The following is a 20,644-nucleotide window of genomic DNA, read 5'->3' as shown; positions in this document are numbered from 1 at the left end:
AATAAAATTTTAATAACTAAAGGTCAGCGGCTCACTATTATCACTTTTCACTGTTACCGGCAGCCGGAAGTCGGCGGGCATTTTTTTCACGGTATAGCGCTGCTCGCGAACTGCATGTTTATAGCTAAAATACGTGTCGCTTAACGATTCAATAACGTAGGCGTCGTAGTGATCAGCATCGGTCGGGTCAGCTGGTTTCATTCCCTCGACAGTTACCCAGCCGCGGAATATGCGAAAATAGGTGCCCCCAGATACACCCCAAAAGCCCACTTCAGATTGGGAGCGCACATCGCCATTTTTGGCCATAAAACGAAAGTCGACACGGTAGGTACCGTCTGCTGAACGCTCGGTAAGCCACTCTTTTTGACCACCGTCTGCGGTTTTACGAATGCCATACCATTTGCCCAGTAACATAGTGCGACTATTACTGGTGGCAATTTTTTGTGCAGGCGTCGGCACATCTGCTTGGATGTCGTCCTCTTGGGTTTGCACCTGCATATTGATCGGCTGCGGTCTTTGCGGCTTATTAGTTTTAAACTGACTGCAACCCGCCAGCAATACCGACAGCACACCGAAATAAAGCGCTTGTTTCATGTTAAAAGCCATTCCCATAGACCAACACGGCCACTATCCAATAACGTTCTCGTCCCGCAAAGAAGCTACTCAAACCCTTAAATTTCTTCCAATACCAGCAAACGCTGATGAGCTGGGAAATACAGCGCCGTCGAGATCGCGCATTCTACCCCAGTTGCCCGTAAAGCTTGTGCATAAATTCGCATTTTTGCACTATATCTCTCTGCTTGCGCGTCTAAAAATGCGTCGACACTACCGCGGCTGCTCGCGGTTTTATAATCTACAATCCAGCAGCGGCCATCGTCGATGAAAACGCGGTCTAAAATTAGGGTCTGCCACTGGCCACCAAGCATACGGCGAATGGTCTGCTCGCTGTCCTGCCATTGGTAGCTCGCCAATATCCACTGACCCTTGGGGCAGCTGAGCGTATTGTTTAATAAACTCAGCACCCGCTCAACGCTATCTTGTAACGCCGGTTCCGGGTGACAGTGATGGCGCAGACGCTGAATTACCCCCTGCCGTAAACGGCTTTCGTCTGCCGTCCAACTCGCGCTATCGCCACCGCGACCCAGCCGTTCCATCAGTTCATGGAAGACAATGCCCACCGCGCGATCTTCTATATTGTCTTCCAGCACCGCGTTCTCGGTTTGGCGCTGAGCGCGTTGCAAGGGCGACGCCACCGGCTCTGGCGGCTGCCACGCGGGATTTAGCGCAACGCGGTAATCTCGCAAACGCGGCGCCAGCGGCACCCGCATGGGCGCTACAACGTCGTCTTGCTCAATAATGTCGGCACGTTCAAAGGCATCACCGATGCTATCCCACAAGCGCGCCAGTACGCTGCCGGATTTGGCGGCCACATCGCCTTTACTGTTTATTTGGCAAACCCCAAACAAATGTAGCTCACGCTTGGCGCGGGTCAAGGCCACATAAATTAGCCTGTCCATTTCCTCGTCTAGGGCGCGGCGCTGACTCTCGCTCATATAGTTATAGAGTTTGTCTGCTGCCTTATCACCATTATTGCGCTGGGGCTTGGGCGCAAAAATCATATGGCCCCGCAGGCGCTGCCACGCCAATAGATCGCGGTCGGCATTACGGCCCGCGGATCCTAAACCTGGCAGGATTACTACGTCGAATTCCAGACCCTTGGATTTATGAATGGTCATTAATTCGATGTGGTTGCTAGGCGGCGCGGCGTATAAACGCGCTAAAGCGCGCTCGAGCCCCTGAATATCTTCCAGCAAACCTGCCGGCGCGTAGTCGTCTAAAAGCCGCAGCACCCGATCAATATCACTTTGCTGATGGGTTTCGATACAGGCGGGGCCACCCAGTAAATGCCAAGCACTGCGCAGCGCCCAGCGCAGGTCGCGACTTTCGGGGCAACTCTCCAACCACTGCATGGTGCTGCGCAAGCGGTTCACCGCGAGCTGGCCGTCATCACTGAGCTGGGCGGCTAAGGCCTCGTCCATAATGGCATCGCGGAGTAGGCCAGTGCCTTCACGCAATTGCAGTACGTCGTCCCAACTCAAACCCACAAAGGGCGCGCGCAACACGCTTGCCCACGCCACATCGTCGGCCTCGTGCCACAGCGCCCGCAGCAGAGCCATAAAATCCATTACCGCGGGCGTGGTGCCAAGGCTGTCGATGTCTTGACCAGAAAAACCCAAACCCGCCGCCTTGAGCGCCGGAATAATATGTTTTAAATGACTGCGGCTGCGGATGAGAATAGCCACCGAAGAGGTCTTGCCGGTCTCGGCATCCCGCGCCTGCAAGTCCAGTAGATAGTCTGCAATTTGCTTGGCCTCGGCCAGCGCCGCGCCCGCTTTGGCATCAACACCCTTAGCCAAAACTTGGGGGTGAATTTTTACCACACCAGCATTGCTGCGCTGGGGCAGGGCCGCTTCGTAGTGACGGCCACGGTCGGTAAACAAGACTTTAAAAGCGTCGTTCACCCAGTTAACCAAATCGGGCGAGGACCGAAAGTTAGCTTTAAGTTGCAGGGGCGCGAGGGTTTTACCCGCAAAGCTGCCGCGTTGCATAAGTTCGTCAAATAAACTAACCAAGCTGCCACGGAAGGCGTAAATGGACTGCTGTAAATCGCCACAGAAAAACACACTGCGGCCGTCACCGTCTTCCCAGCCCTGACACAGCGCCTCGAGTAATTCGATTTGGCTCACCGAGGTATCTTGCATCTCGTCGACCAAAATATGGCGAACGCGATCTTCTACTAATAGTGCATCGCCGATGGCTTCGCCGTGTTCAATGGCGCCTTCACTGCTCAGGGCAATAATCGCGCGCTGGGCGATCTCGCCAAAATCAACGCCGCCTTTGCGCTCAAAACTGAGCCGCAGATGGGCGAGCAAATAGGCGAGGGCGAGACGGAAATGACCCACCAACTCCCTGCTGCTGTCGGGGAAATACGGCGGCGGTAAATTGGCGATACAGGCGAGATGGTCTGATACCTGCGCAAACTGATCGGTGTCTTCTAGGTTTTTAAGCCAAGCCTTGGCCTCGGCGGTGCCAGGCTGACCGGCTTTGAGTCCGGCGTAATTTAAAGAGCGGGGCTTATACAGCTCACCCTTGCCGCTGAGCATGGTGCTTGCCAAGGTTTGAATTAACTCAAAATCATCCAGCCCTAAATTATCGGCTGAGCGCAGATCTGCCGCCCAGGCATGGGCTTCATTACTGCCAGAGGATTCAATAAAACCGCGAATTAATTGATCGATGTTTAAGGCCTGCAATGCCTCCCAGGCGGGCTCAAATTGACTGGCCACTTCCTCGGCAAGCGCCTGCTCCATGGCATCTATATCGCCACTGAGCACGTCCTTTAACCACTGATCGCGCTTAGACAGCAGCGCGGCAAGCAGAGGCAATAGGGTTTCTATACGGTTGCTGCCGTAGGCCAATAAACTCTGCAGGGCCTCAGCCAAGGCGGGCGGGCAATTGGCCGCGTCCATTTGCCTAAACAGGCTGAGTATCGCCTCGCGGTAAAGGGCATCGGCATCGCTAAGCGGCGCGGCGGCGCCCAAACCTGACAGCAAGGGCAGGCGGCGAACTAGGCTGCCGCAAAAACTATCGAAGGTGGTTATGCGCAGGCGAGCGCTGTTCTCTAGCAGGGACCAATGCTGGGCAGCGTCGTGGGCCAACACCTGATTCACGGCATCCCGAATATCTTCTTCAAAGCCTGAGCTAGGCGGCTCGCTATTATCACCGCTCTGGGCCTTGGCGCCGGCTTGCAGGGCATGGATAACCCGCTCTTTAATTTCGCCTGCCGCTTTATTCGTAAAGGTGATGGCGACCACTTTTTCTGGCTGGTCAACGGTGAGCAGGCAGCGCAAATAGCGCAGCAGCAACACGCCGGTTTTACCGGAACCCGCGGGGGCGCGTACCAATACTGAGTGGCTGGGGTCAACGGCAAGCTCGCGCTGATCTTGGTCTGGCGGACGCGGAAAATTGCTCATTCGGCATCCTCCTGTTCAACGGTATCGCGCAGCAGGGGTAGTAAAAACTGACTAAAACTGCGGCCATAATTCTGGCTGTAATCATGCTGAATATTGCCCGCCAAAATGCCTTCGGCCATGCCTTGCAGTGCGGTTGACCACGCATCGAGTTCCGCTTGCCATTTATCGGGGCTATCTACGTCATTGTCTTTGTCTGGGCGTTTTGCAATCACGCTATTTGCCCAATTGCTGCGCATATGAATGGCTAAGTCCTCGGGGCTTTTAAGCTGGGCGAGCATGACACCGTCGATATGCAGTGAGTCCTTAGCTTCATCTCCCGACTGCACCAAAGCATAGATCGGCAACTGGGGTTCGGTCAGGCTATCGACATTAAGTGAGCGACCATTAATGCTGCCGGTTTTATAGTCGATTACCAGATGCTTGCCGCCAATATTATCAATGCGGTCCATGCGCAAGCGCAGGGGAATGCCTGCTAATTTGGTTTCAATTAATTGCTCAACCGCGATCACTTCAAAATCTTGCAGGCGCTGTTTTTCTTTTTCTTCTAACCAGCTGCACACCAAGCGAATCACTCGCTCTTTTTCAATATTTAATAAGGATTCGCCAAAGCGGGCAACGCTAAACTCTGGGCCTGCTAATGCCTGTTCGCAGCAGCTGCGCACGGCGGCCTCTAGCTGCACGCTATTTAGAGCATCGAGAGCCGCCTTGTTTTTTAACCGCTCCCAGACATGCTGCATAGTGTCGTGAACCAAAATGCCCTGCACCCGATGATCTAGGCCTTCAGCGGGCTGGGGGAATTCCCGCAGATTTAAGCGGTATTTTAAAAAAGCGAAAAATGGGCTGCTGGCGTACTCCTTAAACAAGCCGGTGCCGCCGCGAATACTGTCGCGCTGGGCGGGATCAATCGCCCGCACATCATCGCTGGCAGGTGTAAGCACTTGGCCGCTGGCTTGGTAGCGATTGCCAATCTCTCGCTGCTCGTCGTCCTGCCACTGAGGCAGCAGTGAACAGGGGCCTTGGGGACTGCCGACTTCGCTCTCGCGGCAGTGGCTGATTTTTACCAGCGGCGCCGAGGCTAATAAACTGTTGAGCAAGGCGCGGTCGCGCTGCAAACACAGGCTGGGATCGCTGTCTTCTAGCCCCGCTCGCTGCTGTAATTCCAGTGGCAAAAATGGCGAGGGTTCAACGCGGCGCGGCAGAGCGCCGTCATCAAGGCCCATAACCCACACGGCGTCAAAGCGTAGGCCGAGGGCATCGTCGTATTGCATAATTCGCACTGGGCAAGCCCAGTCGCGACTGACTGAAAAGCGTTTGGTACTGAGAATATGTTGCAGCCAAGACAGGGCGCTGTCGTGGCTCACCGGCCCCAGTTGCCGGTCGAGGGCGCGAAACACATCCATGGCCTGACTAAAACCACGGCGGCATTGTTCCACCACGGGGTCGTCATCATCGGCATTGGGCCAGCCCGCGCTGAGCAGCAACTGATCAAAAAATCGCACCCACTCCGAAGGCAATTGCGCGCTCGGCATGGTCTTGAGCTGGGCGGCTAAATCGTGAAGAAAATCACTGACCTGCGGCTCGTCTTGCTCGATCTTCTTTGCCAAGGCCAGCGCGCTTTTGAGGGTGGTCTCTGGGCCGAGGCGATCTCGCCAGCGCAAATCCAGCCGCGCCCGCACGCTGCGCGCCGCTGGCCAGCCGCGCACAAAACGCGAGCGCAGCACGCGGCTAAATTGCTCTAGTGGCAATGCCTTAGAAGCGAGTGAGATCAGATCCCACGCTGATTTAATCAGCGGGTAAGACAAGAGTGTTTCGCTGCCATCAAACAGCCACGGTTCACGGGTCTGAGTGTCTGCCGCCGGAAATAGGCCACTGGGATAAAGCTGACGTTGCAACACCGCCTGCAATACCGGCTGGTATTGATTTATATCTGGCACCAATACCGCGAGCAATTTATTAGCGTGTTCGCCCTCTGCGCTCAGGTAATCTCCCAACCACGCGGTGAGCGCTTCGCACTCTTGCTCTAATTGCGCAGCAGATTGAAAAAGCGGGGTGGCGCTAAAGCCGTCGATGGTCAGTTGTTTAATCGACAGTACTTCGGCGCACTGCTCAATAAAATGCCGTGGCGCCGGGCTAAGGTTTAACTCGGTGCTCAGTATTAGTTGATCGGGCAAGTCCAAGCTGCCCTCGGCCAACATAGGCAATAAAGCCGCTGGTAATTGCTGGGCACTCAGCGCCTGCTGCTCATCTAATTTGGCCTGCAGCGCTTGCTGCCAGTGATGAAAAGCTTGGTACTCTTGGGAAAATAAATAATACTCGCGGTCACTGCTCAGGCGATACTGGGCGTGGAGCTGAAAAGCATCTACAAACTGGCGAGCAATCGCCATGCTATTTAGGCAGTTGTCTGGGAAGTAATCGCTGGATTCAATAATGTCTCTGGCCAAGGCCAGCAGTTGAATAGGGCGCAGTACTTGTTTAGCAGGAAAACTGGCATCCCATAACTCGGCAAACCACTGATCCAGCGGCATGACCGTTATGGTTTCGATAAAGGCTTGGTCGTGACTGCCGCGCAGCTGGGCGATGCGCTCGCGACATTGGCGGGCGCTGGCGTCGCTGGGCATCAGCACCACACTGTGGCCGGTAAACGTCAGTAATTCCGCTAGCTTGAGCTGTTCCAAATGCGCGTCCCTTCTCATTAGCGTGCAATAATCTTAGCCGCTAATGATAACGCACTCGCCCAACGAAAACCTGTGTGACTTTAGCGTACTGGCTCTGGGGAACGCCGCCACATTGCGTAGCCCACCATCGCGACCAATAATGCCGCCAACACCGCTGAAGAACCCACGGTGCCAAAATCTAGACCGCCTTTATCTAGTGGTTTACTCATCAGATCCCCTAAAGTTGCACCAAAGGGCCGAGTTAGTACAAAGGCGAGCCAAAACAAGAAAATTCGATTCACTCGACTAAGATACGCGGTTAGCGCGATTGCCATAATCAAACTGCCAATTAATAGCGCGCCGCCCATAAACCCGAGACCAGAATCATCCGCTAGGTAATCACCCAAGGCGGTACCCAAAGTATTTGAACAAAGAATGGCGATCCAATAAAGCAGCTCGGCGCGCACCGTATTGATATTGCTGACTGACAAGGATTTTTCAGTAATAGCCCACGTTGCGAGCACCACCGCGAGCAGTCCAACCAGAATCATGGAGCCGGTGGCATAACCCAAGCCCAAGGTGCGGTCCATGTAATCTGACATGGTGGTACCAGCGGTACTCGTAGTAAGAATAACTGACCAATACAGAGCGGGGTGAAAGCGCCTCGCGCCAAGCTGCATTAATAAGGAAATAAAGAATAAGCCAATTAGAATCAGAGAACTGCTGCCGTAACCAATATTCAGGGTCATCGACAATAAATCCCCTGCGGTTTCGCCCAAGGTAGTTGCACAAATTTTCATTAGCCAAAAGCTAAGACCAATCTGCGCAACCTTATTGCCATAATTAGTTACACCGTCATTCATACTACTGTCCCACTAGCTTGGTTCTTGGCTTAGTAATGGCCTAGTAAGCATGATAATTATTAAGTCAGCATGAGGAAGCGCTATGTGTTGAAAATTATATCGCTATGTCATAGTGAAAATACTCTACTTATATTGCAGTCTTTATTGCTCAAAAAGGTATTTCCTGCTATTTATGGTACGAAATAAAAATCAATAATAGCAGTGGCTTAGACTATCAAACACTACGACACAGCTAATTCTTAGCGAATTAGACTGAATTATATTTGGCAAGGAGCGCCCAATGTCTCTCTTAGAACGTGCAGTAGCACCCGTATCCTTAGCCTGTCGCTATCGCAAACATCTCTTTATTTTCGCACTCATTTTGGCCTTAATCATGGCGCTGACCCTCGCTGCGGGCAAAGCTTACCAACACTGGGATCAAGACCCTGACCGAGGCGCAATTGGTATTGTCGGCGGCGCCTTTGGCGAAAATTACAGCACGCCCATTTACACTGGCGACCAGGGTTGGGATGCCGCCGACAGCCTGTGGTTTTACAATACCACTCAGGGCTCGGACCTTATTCCCTACGATTTCTTTTTAGTTTTAGAGCAAGAAAATAACGAGGAGCTATTTCGCTCCGAGCTCAATATCGACAAGTTTCGCTACCTACCGCAAAAGCCCACTTTCTTTAATCCCGACGGTTTACCAGTTGGCTTTGTTAAAGACAGCTATCAAGGCCACGACTATATGGGCTTTAGCTGCGCCGCCTGCCACACTGGGCAAATCAATTATCAAGGTAAGGCTATTCGTATTGACGGCGGCCCAGCAATGGCAGACCTCGTTGGCTTTTTACACGGTCTTGAAAAGGCCATGCGCGCCACCCTCAATAACGAGGAAAAACTTAATCGCTTTTCCGAAAAAGTACTGGCGCTAAATAATAACTACGAAGAGCGAGAAGAAGTAATTTCCGGCCTGCAGGAATGGATGCAAATTATATCCTTGTATAACACCGTAAATCACAGCCATATAAAATACGGTTACGCTAGGCTCGATGCCTTCGGCCGTATTTATAATCGAGTACTGCAACACATTATTAACCGGGAACAACTCGCCGAAGTTTTGGCAATGAGCACCTCGGTAGCTGGGCGCCCGCTGCTCAATAAAACCCAAATAAATGCCGTGCTGGACGGTGTCGATGAAAATATTTTAGTCGACTCGCAATTTGGCATGGTGCTAACCCGCTTGGCTTCGAGTGACGGCGATTACCCCGGCCTAAATCAGCGCGAGTTATTGCGTATTCGCGATATGATTTTTAATGAGCCCAATGCGCCGGTTAGCTATCCCTTTCTCTGGGATATTGCGCAGTCCGACTACGTGCAGTGGAACGGCTTGGCAAATAATGCTGGCGTAGGCCCCTTGGGGCGTAATGCGGGTGAAGTAATTGGGGTGTTTGGCAATTTAGATTGGTCCTCGCATAAACCCAGTTTTGACTTTTCCTATATCTCGGCGTGGATAACTGGGCAAAGCAAAAAAAGTGAACAAATTAATTTTAAATCTTCTATCGATTTAATAAATTTACAGCGTTTAGAATCCCATTTACGCGGTCTGCAATCGCCAAAGTGGCCAGAACAAATACTGGGTAAAATCGACCGCGAAAAGGCCCAGCGCGGCCGCTTTGTATACGCCCAATACTGCCAGTCGTGCCACGAAGTGATTAAGACAGATAACTGGGATCGAGTGGTTATTGGCAAAATGATGGATATCAACTTGGTCGGCACCGATCCTGCTATGGCGGTTAATAGCGTAAGCAGCACGGGTAAATCGGGAAATTTTAATCAAACCGTGCAGGCCACCGATGCTGGCAAACTTTATATCGCTGTCGATGCGCCGGTAGTGCAAATTCTCACCTCAGCAACCAAAGGTGTAGTTGCCACAGCCGACCCAGACAAAAATGTCATTCGGCGCACCTTAGACTGGCTCTACACCATCGCAATGTCTTTTTTTGATAATAATATTAAAGCCACCATAAAAAGCGGTAATTACCAAGCAGACACCACTGCCCAACCGTATAACTCACTGCTTGCGTATAAGGCGCGATCGCTAAACGGGATTTGGGCGACTGCGCCTTTTTTACACAATGGCTCAGTACCCAGTTTGTACGATTTACTGCTACCGAAAAAGCGCCAGTGCCCAGAGCCCGCAATTGCAGACTGTGTGAATGACCCCGACGAAGGCGAGTATCGACCAGAGGAATTTAAAGTTGGCAGCCGCGAGTTTGATCCGGTTAAGGTTGGCCTGCGCAGCACTGGCTACGATGGTTCAAATTTTACTACCTTCAGAGTTGGCGATTTAAATTCTGGCCATGAATACGGCGCCGGACGCACCCCACAGATAGATGGTAAAACGGTGCTGCCAGCCTTAACGGCAAAGCAGCGCTGGGATTTGATTGAATATATTAAAACCTTGTAAAGGATGACGGGGATCGCTATGAGTAATCGCAATTATCTCGCTGAGTATGATGCTGCGCCAACGGCGCAAAAATATCCCCTAGTAAAGGGCTGGATGGAAACCGAGCCACTGCCGTTTTTTAAACAGTTGCGCGCCGAGCGGCCAATTTTAATTACCCCCGAGTGCGTGCTCGTCGCCAAGTTCTGCGATATTCGTGACGCGCTACAAATGCCAAAAATATTTACCGTAGATTTGTATAAGTCGAAAATGGGAGTAAGCGACGACGATCCTGGTTACTTAATGGCGCACGACGATGATGCCCTACATCACCGCGAGAAATCGCTGATGCAAGGCATGCTCAATCGCGACGATATTCCGCGGGTACGTGAGCTTATAGCCAAGGCCAGCGACGACATTTTAACTGCCGCGGCGGGCAGTATAGAAGTTGTTAATGACTATTGCCGCTCGGTACCAACAACCGTAGTACAGGACTATTTTGGCCTAGACGGCATCGACAAAAAGACGCTGATTAAATGGTCTTTTTGGAATCAGTACGACGCCTTTCACAATCAGCCCTTTGATTTAAATAGCCCAGAAAAATATCAGCACATTATTGACGAGCACAACGCGGTTTCCGGCGAGCTAGTAAGCTATATCACCAAACTTATGGCGCGAAAACTAGTGATGGTTAAAGCCGAGCAAGCCAAAAATATTGTACTTGTGGGGTGGTACGCGCTAAAAGCGCTGATCAATAAATTAGCTGGGCGCAAACCCGCCGCCGCAAGCGACGATATCGTCACCCGTATGCTGCGTAGCAGCTTTGCCAAAGAAGTCGATTTTTCATTGCTGCGCGTAGGTGTGAACGCGGGCGGCTTGTTAATTGGCGCGATAGAAACCACTTCGCAAGCGGTTGCCCAAACTCTACAATTTTTCTTGGCGCGCGAGGATTTACTGCCCGCCGTTCGCGCGGCCGCGCTGCAAGATAATGTAGAGCTTTTTGATAAAATGGTCTGGGAAGCGCTTCGCTTTGTGCCTATTGCGCCCTACGTATTTCGTCGCACCTCGCAGAGCCATACCCTTGCCAAAGCGAGCCCTTGGCAAACCACCATTCACGCCGACAGCAATATATTACTGCTTACTCAGTCGGCTATGTTTGATGACTACGCCTATGATCAAGCAGACGAATTTCAAGCCGACCGCAATTACTACCATCACTTTAATTTTGGCTTTGGCTCGCACGAATGTCTGGGCAAATACGTGGGCATGGCGATGATTCCAGAAATGCTACGCCAAATCTTACGTCGTCCAGAATTGCAGGCTGCGTCAGCAATGGATTATAAAGACGGACCCTTTCCCGAGCACTATCGCTTAAGGTGGTAAGCTGCCTGTAACCGCCGGTGTCCTCTTACGCCCATAGGCTTGCGCATTAAACTGTATTTATATACAGTGTCTAGCAACCGATAAATACCGTTCAACAAGTAAACGAGGTGGAATATGGCGGTAGTAGCGAAGTGGATGTGTGACAGGGACAATACTATGTTTGATAACAAAAAAGACGCTGACGCCTACGACAAAATGTTGGAACTGGCAGAAGGTTTTAGTGCTTTGTTGCTGCAACACATACCCAGTGTAGACGAATCACAAGCTGAGGAATTTGGCATTTTTCTCGCTAAAAACAAAGAGGCGGTAATGCAGGCTTGTAAGGGTAGGGTAGAGGCGCTAGAAGAAATAGACAGCGATGCCAACCCAAGCAATGTTAGCCCGCTAAGCGCTCAAGCGTAATAGCAACTCCCACGCTCACCGCTTACATTAAGCATTGAGCGCTAAACCGTGGCGGTGCTGGCTGACTAAGCTGCACCGCCGCGGGCTATTTTTTCCGGCTGTTTTTAATTAGCTCATAGGCCGCCTGTATTTCCTGGGCTTTTTCGGTTGCCAATTTAAGCATGTCTTCGGGCACACCTTTGGCAATCAGCTTGTCGGGATGATGCTGGCTCATTAGTTTACGATAAGCGCGCTTTAATTCCGCGTCAGTCGCCGCCTCTGTTACCCCAATCGCCTGATAGGCCGCCTTTAACTCATTGCCGCGACTGGCGCTCGATTGCTGCCCGCCAGCACCGCGACCGTGAAACTGTCGCTGGGCCATCGCCATATCGAGTAAGCGCTGAAAGTCCCGCGCTGAAATTCCGATATAGCCCGCCACTTTTAGCAAGATATCGCGCTCGGCCGCATCGACGTCGCCATCGGCTAGGGCCATGGTTAGCAATGCCTCTAAGAGCATTTGGCGCAGCAGCGGCTGGGATTTAGCGACCAGCATAAAGTCGGAAATCTGCGGTTCTAATTCAAAACTGTCGGCGATGCCTTCTTTAAAGCGGCTAATCGCTTCGTCACGCCGCGCCCCAACTAAACCAAACTGGGCAATAATCGCTTCGGCCTGCGCCACCTCGGATTCACACACACGGCCATCAGCCTTGGCGACATGACCCATAACCCGAAATACAGTTTCAAATACAATACCCTGAATACGCTCGCGTTGAGCCCCGTAATTAAAGCCCATCGCCTGCTTTAGGCCGCGATCGAACATCATGCCGACACCGAAGCCCAATAGCGCAAAGAGGGGGCCGCCCATCAAATAACCCAAAAATGCGCCGATAAATTTTGCCATTACCAATATTCCTTTCAAATCTGAGGCTCGATCATAGCAAGTCGTGACGGTCGACGGCCAGAATCATCCATAGCCTTAGCCCACAGCCTCGCAACTCTGTATAATTCCCCTCTTTATTTATTCTATGGGGAACGCCGTGAGCAAGGCAGACGTCAGCACCTTTCAGGGGCTAATCTTGGCATTGCAACAATACTGGGCCGAGCGTGGCTGTGTGCTGTTACAACCACTCGACATGGAAGTAGGGGCCGGTACTTTTCATCCAGCCACTTTTTTGCGGGCAATCGGTCCGGAAACGTGGAATGCCGCCTACGTTCAGCCTTGCCGCCGCCCCACCGACGGTCGCTACGGCACCAACCCCAATCGCTTGCAGCATTACTATCAGTTTCAAGTGATCATGAAACCTTCGCCCGCCAATATACAGGAGCTGTATTTAGACTCACTGAAAATGCTGGGTATAGACCCCGAGGTTCACGATATCCGCTTTGTTGAAGATAACTGGGAATCACCAACCCTCGGCGCTTGGGGCTTGGGTTGGGAGGTGTGGCTAAACGGGATGGAAGTTACCCAGTTTACCTATTTCCAGCAAGTTGGTGGCTTAGAGTGCTACCCCGTTAGTGGTGAGATCACCTACGGCCTTGAACGCATAGCGATGTACTTGCAGGGCGTAGACAGTATTTACGATTTGGTCTGGACCAAAGGCCCCGCCGGTGATGTCACCTACGGTGATGTGTTCCACCAAAATGAAGTTGAAATGTCGCACTTCAATTTTGAAGAAGCGGACGTTACGCAATTATTTGCGCAGTTTGATCACTGTGAAGCCGAGAGCGAGCGCCTGATTGCCAAGGGCCTGCCACTGCCAGCCTATGAGATGGTGATGAAAGCTTCTCACGCGTTTAATCTCCTCGATGCTCGCCATGCAATTTCTGTCACTGAGCGCCAGCGTTTTATTCTGCGGGTGCGCAGCTTGGCCCGAGCAGTGGCACAAGCCTATTTTGACGCCCGTTTAAAACTCGGCTTCCCACTGGCCCCAGCGCATCTGCGCGACGAAGTTATCGCTGCCGCCGAGGAGAACAAGTAATGAGCACCCGTGATTTATTAATTGAAATTGGCACCGAAGAACTGCCACCTAAGGCCTTAAAGACTTTGTCTGCGGCGTTTAGCGACAGTATCGCCAGTCAACTCGGCGCCATGGAACTGAGCTTTACTGGTCTTAAAAGCTTTGCCACACCACGCCGCTTAGCGATATTAATTAGCGACCTTGCAGAGCGCGCACCGGATCGTGAAATAGAAGTTTGGGGGCCGCCAGCAAAAGTAGCCTTCGATGCCGACGGCAAGCCGACCAATGCCGCGATGGCCTTTGCCAAAAAGAATCAACTCAATACTGACGACTTGCAAAACCACGTAGCCAATGACGGCAAACAGGACAAGCTTTGCTATCGCAGTCTTGTTAGCGGCGCCAATAGCGTTGACGTATTTGGCGATTTAATTAATAAGGCATTGGCGAGTTTGCCGATCGCCAAGCGTATGCGCTGGGGCGCATCCCGCGCCGAGTTTGTGCGACCAATTCACTGGCTGTGTATTGTTTACGGCGAAGAGGCAATTGCCGAAACGGTTTTCGATTTGCGCGCCGACCGCCTTAGTCGCGGGCATCGCTTCCACTGCAATAAAAGCTTAAATATCACGTCGGCCAGCGCCTACGAGACTATCTTGCAGGAGCAGGGAAAGATAATTGCAGACTACGATAAACGTCAGCAGCTTATTCGTCAGCAAGTGAGCGACCTAGGCAAAGGCCTAGGTGGCACTGCGATCATCGATGACGATCTATTAGATGAAGTTACCTCGCTGGTCGAGTGGCCAGTGGCTTTAGCGGGCAGCTTTGAGCAACGCTTTTTGAAAGTACCGCCCGAAGCCTTGATCTCGTCAATGAAAGAGCATCAAAAATATTTCCACGTGAGAGATACTAACGGCAAGCTTATGCCGAACTTCATTACCGTGGCCAATATTGAAAGTCGTGAGCCGCAGAAGGTTATTGATGGCAATGAGCGGGTTATACGACCACGTCTCAGCGACGCTGCATTTTTCTTTGAAACCGACTGCAAAACCAGTTTAGAAAGTCGCCGCGAGCGCCTGCGCAGTATTGTCTTCCAAGCGAAGCTTGGCACCATCTACGATAAGACCGAAAGGGTGGCTGCACTCAGCGCCGAAATTGCGCAGCTAATCGCCGCCGATGCGGCAAGCGCCGTGCGCGCTGCGAAACTCAGCAAGAGCGATCTCGTCACCGAAATGGTACTTGAGTTTGATGATATGCAGGGCATTGCGGGCTACTACTACGCCCAGAACGATGGCGAAGCTGCTGACGTTGCACTGGCAATGAACGAGCAGTATATGCCGCGCTTTGCCGGCGATGTATTACCCCAAACTACCACAGGCACCATCGTCGCCCTAGCAGACCGCCTTGATACCATTTGCGGTATTTTCGCTATTGGGCAAATCCCGAGCGGCTCCAAAGACCCCTTTGCGTTACGCCGCGCCTCGCTTGGTGTGCTACGTCTTATTATTGAAAACCAACATCCCCTAGATTTGCGCCAGCTAATAGAATTAGCAATTAGCCAGCACAACGGCATTAAGGTCGCCGCCGACTTGGCCGACACCGTTCTAAATTATATTTTAGAGCGCTTAAAAGCAGGCTATGAAGACAATGGCATCGCTCCTGAAGTCTTTATGGCGGTCAGCGCCAAGCAGCTTAGTGCACCGCTGGATATCGAGCACAGAGTTAATGCGGTACAGGCCTTCTGCCAATTGCCCGAGGCCGCGGCCCTCGCTGCAGCCAATAAGCGGGTGTCAAATATTCTCGCTAAAGTGGACGGCGATATTGCCGATCAGATCGACACCAATCTATTGGTGGAAGCTGCAGAGAAAACATTGGCTACGCAGTTGAATGAACAGCAAGCCATTGTGGCGCCATTATTTTCTGCGGCTCGCTATGAAGAAGGATTAAAATCGCTGGCTGGGCTTCAGGCTGCCGTTGATGGCTTCTTTGATACGGTGATGGTGAACGCCGACGACCTGGCCTTGCGCAGTAATCGGCAAGCCTTGCTCAAACAGCTGCAAGGCTTGTTCCTTGAGGTTGCTGATATATCCCAGTTGGTAAGCTCCAAGTAATCTGACCAGCTATTGCACTAGCGTATTAGCGCAATAGCTGGGTGTAATTACCCGCTTATAGACAACATACACGGACAGGATTTTTCAATGACGTTTTTGGCAAAAAGTATATTGGCGTTTCGATCGGCCCTGTTTTTTACAAGCTACGTACTGATTACACTGTTTATTAGCGTTACCGGCTTGTTGTTCACCTGGTTTTTACCCTTTCATATTCGCGGCCGCTATTTTGTGCTGGGCAATGCCGCCATTATATTTATGTTGCGAGTTGTCTGTGGTGTAAAAACCGAAATTCGCGGCGAACTACCCAAGCACCACGTTTATGTTGCGATGGCCAAGCACCAGAGCCAGTGGGAGACTTTTTATTTACAGTGGTACCTCTTTCCGGTTGCTACCGTTGTTAAGCGCGAGCTCCTAAATATCCCCTTCTTTGGTTGGGCGCTGCGGATGGTGAATGCGATAGGCATCGACCGCAGCAACCCCCGCGCCGCAATGCGCCAAATTACAGAGCAGGGTTTAATTCGCCTAAGAAACAATTACAGCGTATTGATTTTCCCCGAGGGCACCCGTACCGAACCGGGTGTTCGCGGCCGCTACGCCCGCAGTGGGGCTAGTGTTGCCATTGCCGCTGGTGTGCCTGTGCTACCAATTGCCCATAACGGTGGCCTGATTTGGCCGGCAAAAAGCTTATTAATCCGGCCTGGCACGGTTACCTTAATTATCGGCGAAGCCATTGCTACCGCGGGACGTGACAGTAAAGAATTAACCCTTGAAGTAGAAAACTGGATTGAGGATCAGTGTGCTTTAATACATAAAGCAGACTAACGGTGGCGGGCACGCCATAAGTTAGCACTCACCAACTCAAAACCACCGAGCGATACTGGCAACCAAGGGAAGGGGAGGCGGTAACAAACTAAGACAGAAAGAGAAGGCCGGCCCTACACCAAATAATAGGGCCAGTTGTGACAAAGTTTAAATATCGAGGTTTGCCACTTTAAGGGCGTTGGTCTCAATAAACTCACGGCGAGGTTCGACGTGATCGCCCATTAGGGTAGTAAAGATTTGATCTGCCGCTACCGCATCGTCAATTGTCACTCTCAACATACGTCGCGCTTCTGGATCCATGGTGGTTTCCCACAACTGCTCCGGATTCATTTCACCGAGGCCTTTATAGCGCTGAACATTAAGCCCGCGCTCCGCTTGCCCCATCAGCCAAGTAATTACCTCGGCAAACTCCGACACCTCTTGGCGTTTTTCACCGCGCTGAATATATGCTCCCTCTTCAAGTAAGCCCGTGATACTTTCACCCAAACCTAAAATAGCTTGGTAATCGGCCGATTTAAAGAAATCGCGGCCAAATAGGTAGTGATCACTCACCCCATGAGAAATGATATCGACTCCTGGCAAGAAAATATGCAGTTCAGGATCTTCAATTATCCGAACATCGTAGCGATGCTGTTGGTCTTTTTGCTCCAATTCAACCGTTACTTCTGCCAGTGCTTCGCACCATTTGGCAACTAAGACGCGATCGGCCAAATCGTCGAGCGATAGCCGTGGGAGGTAGGTCAGCTCGCGCAAAATGCCAGACGGATACAAACGCGATAAGCGATTAATAATCCCATCTATTTTACGATATTGATTTATCAAGTCTTCCAGACCCGCGCCATTAATCGGCGCGGCTTCTGGATTTACATATAGCGCCGCACCTTCTAAAGCCGCTTGGGTTAAATAGTTTGCGAATGCCGGTTCGTCTTTTAAATACTGGTGTTGTTTACCGCGGCCAATTTTGAACAGCGGTGGCTGAGCAATAAAGATATGGCCATTTTCTATAAGTGACGGCATTTGACGGAAGAAAAAGGTAAGTAACAAGGTTCGAATATGCGAACCATCGACGTCAGCATCCGTCATGATAATAATACTATGGTAACGCAGTTTTTCGATATTGAACTCGTCTTTACCAATACCACAGCCGAGAGCAGTAACGATGGTGCCCACTTCCACCGAGGAAATCATCTTGTCGAAGCGCGCTTTTTCGACATTTAATATTTTACCTTTCAACGGCAAAATGGCTTGGGTGCGACGATCGCGACCCTGTTTTGCTGAACCACCCGCCGAATCACCCTCGACTAGGTAAATTTCGGAAAGGGCAGGGTCTTTTTCCTGACAATCTGCCAACTTACCTGGCAAACCAGCAATGTCCAGCGCGCCCTTACGGCGGGTCATTTCCCGCGCCTTGCGAGCTGCCTCGCGAGCACGAGCCGCATCCATCATTTTTTGAACAATTTGTTTGGCTTCATTGGGGCTTTCCATGAGAAAGTCGCCAAATTTAGCGGTCATTGCCTGCTCAACAATGGTTTTTACTTCACTGGATACCAGCTTGTCTTTAGTTTGCGATGAGAACTTAGGGTCAGGTACTTTTACCGACACAACCGCTGTAAGACCTTCGCGTGCGTCGTCACCCGTAGTAGCAATTTTAGCTTTTTTAGCTAAACCTTCGCGCTCTATATAGGTATTCAAGTTCCGAGTTAAACCGGCGCGGAAACCCGCCAAATGGGTGCCACCATCGCGCTGTGGAATATTGTTTGTGTAGCAGTACAGGTTTTCTTGAAAGCCATCGTTCCACTGTAGCGCAACTTCAACAACCACGCCGTCATGCTCAGTGGTGAAATGAAATACTTTATTAACAGGGGTTTTATTGGTATTTAAGTACTCAACAAAGGCGCTCAAACCCCCTTCGTAGCAAAAAGCCTCTTTTTTACCATCGCGCTCATCAAGTAACTCTATTTTAATTCCAGAGTTTAGGAAGGCGAGCTCCCGAATCCGTTTCGCTAAGTAATCGAAATGAAACTCAATGTTAGTAAAAGTCGCTGCCGATGGTTTAAAGCGAATCTCGGTTCCAGTTCGTTCTGTATCACCGATTATTTTTAGAGGTTCTTGGGGAACACCGTGCTTATATTGCTGCTCGAAAACCTTACCACCGCGACGAATTGTTAGCATAAGCTCTTCAGAAAGCGCATTAACAACCGAAACCCCTACACCGTGAAGCCCACCAGAGACTTTGTAGGTGTTGTCGTCAAATTTACCGCCCGCGTGGAGAACGGTCATAATAACTTCGGCTGCTGTTACGCCTTCCTCATGCATTTCAGTGGGAATTCCACGGCCATCATCAGAAACGGACACTGACTCATCCGCATGAATTACGACCATTATCTTACTGCAGTGCCCAGCCAACGCTTCGTCGATCGAGTTATCAACAACTTCAAACACCATATGGTGCAAGCCTGATCCATCATCGGTATCACCAATATACATACCGGGACGTTTCCGTACTGCATCCAAGCCCTTAAGTACTTTGATACTCGAAGAATCGTAAGCTTTGTTCTCTGTCATTTCTAAAACCTCTTGCGCCTGCGGTCAGGCAACGAGTTATTGTTGTTCTGCAGCAAAGGCTGCCAAATCCTATACATTACCCATACCCGCTTCGGGGTAAGGCCTATTCCCACAAAACCTAAGTATCTGATAATCACCAGAACACTAGGCCTTAACTACAAAATTGCATTTATATTTCCATGTTCCACGTGAAACCTTTTTAAGGGTCGATCACCACACCACTCATTATGTAAATCCGACTCTTTAACGGCAGTAGCAAACACTTGCACACCCAAATCTATAAGTTCTAAAAACACCGCCTTACAACGCCGCTCATCAAGCTCAGCCGCCAAATCATCAATTAAAAAAACAGTGGGAATACCTTGGCTGAGTAAAACCTTAGACTGTGCTAGCTTCAACGCACAAACGATGGTTTTTATTTGCCCCCGCGAGAGAACTTCTCCTGCGCGCAGCCGCCCACATTTCAATACAATATCTGCTCGGTGCGGGCCATTACGGGTAAAGCCAGACTTTAAATCCTGACTTAACTCTGCCTTCAACACCTCCGAAAAGGGCGCATCTTCCGCGTCTTTCCACCCAGCATAAAACTCTAGAGAAAGACTCGGCATCTTGGTAAGCGCCTCATCCAAATTATCTTCGGCCAAATGGGCGGCGTTAGCCAAAAGCCGACGATAAACCTCATCAAAAGCAGTGGAGAGCTGTACAAAGTGCCGCTGCCGCGCAGCAGTAATTAGCGCAGCTGTGGCGGACAATTCCGCATCCCAAGGTGCCAACACCGAAGCCCCTATATTACCACGTCTGAGCAGAGAATTACGCTGTTGTAGCGCCTTACGGTAACGAGGCCACAACTCATAAAACCCTGAGTGTTTCACGTGGAACACGCCCCAGTCCAAGTATTGCCTTCGCACACTAGGGCTACCCTCGAGCAATTCAAAACTCGCAGGATTAATTACTTGCACCGGCAGCACACCAGCCAACTCACCAACAGAAGCTAATTTTTCGCCATTAAGCTTAACTAAAACCAGGTCCTGGCGGGAACGGCGCACACCAATAGAGGAGAGTGTTTCACGTGGAACATCGATAACACCATTATTTGGCTCGCCTACAGAAAATTCACCCCTCACAGTTAATGCCTCTTCCTCGAAAGAAATAACCGTTTGCATTTTCCTAGATCGAAAGGAGCGAGTAAGCGCAAGAGTGTGTATAGATTCAAGTACACTGGTCTTACCGCTGCCATTAAGCCCGTGGATAAAATTAAAGTCCTCAAGCCCAGATAAACTGGATACCTTAAGGTTTCTAAAATTATGGATACTTAACTTACGGATACGCACTTAATCAATACCGAGAAAGGCTTGAGGAGCTGTTACGGAATAAAGATAAAGCTGTGGCACACTTAATATTAGGGCCAAAAACGGCCCTAATTAAACAATTTAGTGATAGTTGCTTTCGACCTTGCA

General features: G+C 50.9%; 13 protein-coding genes. 6 read left to right on the top strand and 7 right to left on the bottom strand.

The window, feature by feature from the left end:
• Positions 1–9: 9 nt before the first annotated feature.
• From P1U47_RS14570 to P1U47_RS14555, 4 genes are all read right to left on the bottom strand, one after another.
• A complete protein-coding gene (locus P1U47_RS14570; protein ID WP_301029940.1) occupies positions 10–594 on the bottom strand; it encodes a hypothetical protein in 585 nt (194 codons plus the stop codon).
• Between the two features lie 77 nt (positions 595–671).
• Positions 672–4,031, bottom strand: coding sequence for an exodeoxyribonuclease V subunit beta (locus P1U47_RS14565; protein ID WP_301029939.1), 3,360 nt, complete (start codon positions 4,029–4,031; stop codon positions 672–674).
• The gene (locus P1U47_RS14560; protein ID WP_301029937.1) at positions 4,028–6,706 is read right to left on the bottom strand and encodes a PD-(D/E)XK nuclease family protein; all 2,679 of its coding nucleotides are present in this window, start codon (positions 6,704–6,706) and stop codon (positions 4,028–4,030) included. Before P1U47_RS14560 ends, P1U47_RS14565 begins: the two co-directional genes overlap by 4 nt.
• Before the next feature lie 80 nt (positions 6,707–6,786).
• Positions 6,787–7,548, bottom strand: a complete 762-nt coding sequence (locus P1U47_RS14555; RefSeq protein WP_301029935.1) for a hypothetical protein — start codon at positions 7,546–7,548, stop codon at positions 6,787–6,789.
• 280 nt (positions 7,549–7,828) lie between these two features.
• Here P1U47_RS14555 and P1U47_RS14550 point away from each other — a divergent pair, with 280 nt between their 5' ends.
• From P1U47_RS14550 to P1U47_RS14540, 3 genes are all read left to right on the top strand, one after another.
• A complete protein-coding gene (locus P1U47_RS14550; protein WP_301029934.1) occupies positions 7,829–9,997 on the top strand; it encodes a di-heme-cytochrome C peroxidase in 2,169 nt (722 codons plus the stop codon).
• 18 nt (positions 9,998–10,015) lie between these two features.
• Positions 10,016–11,356: a cytochrome P450 gene (locus tag P1U47_RS14545; RefSeq protein ID WP_301029933.1), complete on the top strand. Its 1,341-nt coding sequence runs from the start codon at positions 10,016–10,018 to the stop codon at positions 11,354–11,356.
• Between the two features lie 114 nt (positions 11,357–11,470).
• Positions 11,471–11,758 (top strand): YebG family protein, encoded by a 288-nt coding sequence (locus P1U47_RS14540; RefSeq protein WP_301029931.1) that lies wholly within the window; start codon positions 11,471–11,473, stop codon positions 11,756–11,758.
• An 85-nt stretch (positions 11,759–11,843) separates the two neighbouring features.
• Here P1U47_RS14540 and djlA read toward each other — a convergent pair whose 3' ends face one another.
• Complete coding sequence (gene djlA / locus P1U47_RS14535) at positions 11,844–12,638, bottom strand: co-chaperone DjlA (RefSeq protein ID WP_301029930.1); 795 nt, start codon at positions 12,636–12,638, stop codon at positions 11,844–11,846.
• A 136-nt stretch (positions 12,639–12,774) separates the two neighbouring features.
• Here djlA and glyQ point away from each other — a divergent pair, with 136 nt between their 5' ends.
• The 3 genes from glyQ to P1U47_RS14520 all read left to right on the top strand — a co-directional run bounded on the left by glyQ (position 12,775) and on the right by P1U47_RS14520 (position 16,622).
• A complete protein-coding gene (gene glyQ / locus P1U47_RS14530; protein ID WP_301029928.1) occupies positions 12,775–13,716 on the top strand; it encodes a glycine--tRNA ligase subunit alpha in 942 nt (313 codons plus the stop codon).
• Positions 13,716–15,800: a glycine--tRNA ligase subunit beta gene (glyS, locus tag P1U47_RS14525; RefSeq protein ID WP_301029926.1), complete on the top strand. Its 2,085-nt coding sequence runs from the start codon at positions 13,716–13,718 to the stop codon at positions 15,798–15,800. The genes glyQ and glyS overlap by 1 nt, the downstream gene beginning before the upstream one ends.
• An 87-nt stretch (positions 15,801–15,887) precedes the next feature.
• Entirely contained in the window at positions 15,888–16,622 is a 735-nt protein-coding gene (locus P1U47_RS14520; RefSeq protein ID WP_301029924.1) for a 1-acyl-sn-glycerol-3-phosphate acyltransferase, read from the top strand.
• A 147-nt stretch (positions 16,623–16,769) separates the two neighbouring features.
• Here the strand turns inward: P1U47_RS14520 and gyrB are convergent, their stop codons facing one another.
• Together gyrB and recF are read right to left on the bottom strand one after the other, a co-directional pair.
• The gene (gene gyrB / locus P1U47_RS14515; RefSeq protein WP_301029922.1) at positions 16,770–19,187 is read right to left on the bottom strand and encodes a DNA topoisomerase (ATP-hydrolyzing) subunit B; all 2,418 of its coding nucleotides are present in this window, start codon (positions 19,185–19,187) and stop codon (positions 16,770–16,772) included.
• A gap of 155 nt (positions 19,188–19,342) precedes the next feature.
• Positions 19,343–20,518 (bottom strand): DNA replication/repair protein RecF, encoded by a 1,176-nt coding sequence (gene recF, locus P1U47_RS14510; RefSeq protein ID WP_301029920.1) that lies wholly within the window; start codon positions 20,516–20,518, stop codon positions 19,343–19,345.
• Between the last annotated feature and the right edge of the window lie 126 nt (positions 20,519–20,644).

The organism is Zhongshania sp., assembly GCF_029212375.1.
Taxonomy (GTDB): Bacteria; Pseudomonadota; Gammaproteobacteria; order Pseudomonadales; family Spongiibacteraceae; genus Spongiibacter.
The sequence above is the reverse complement of the archived record's forward strand: the minus strand, read 5'-3'. Positions and strand labels throughout refer to the sequence as shown.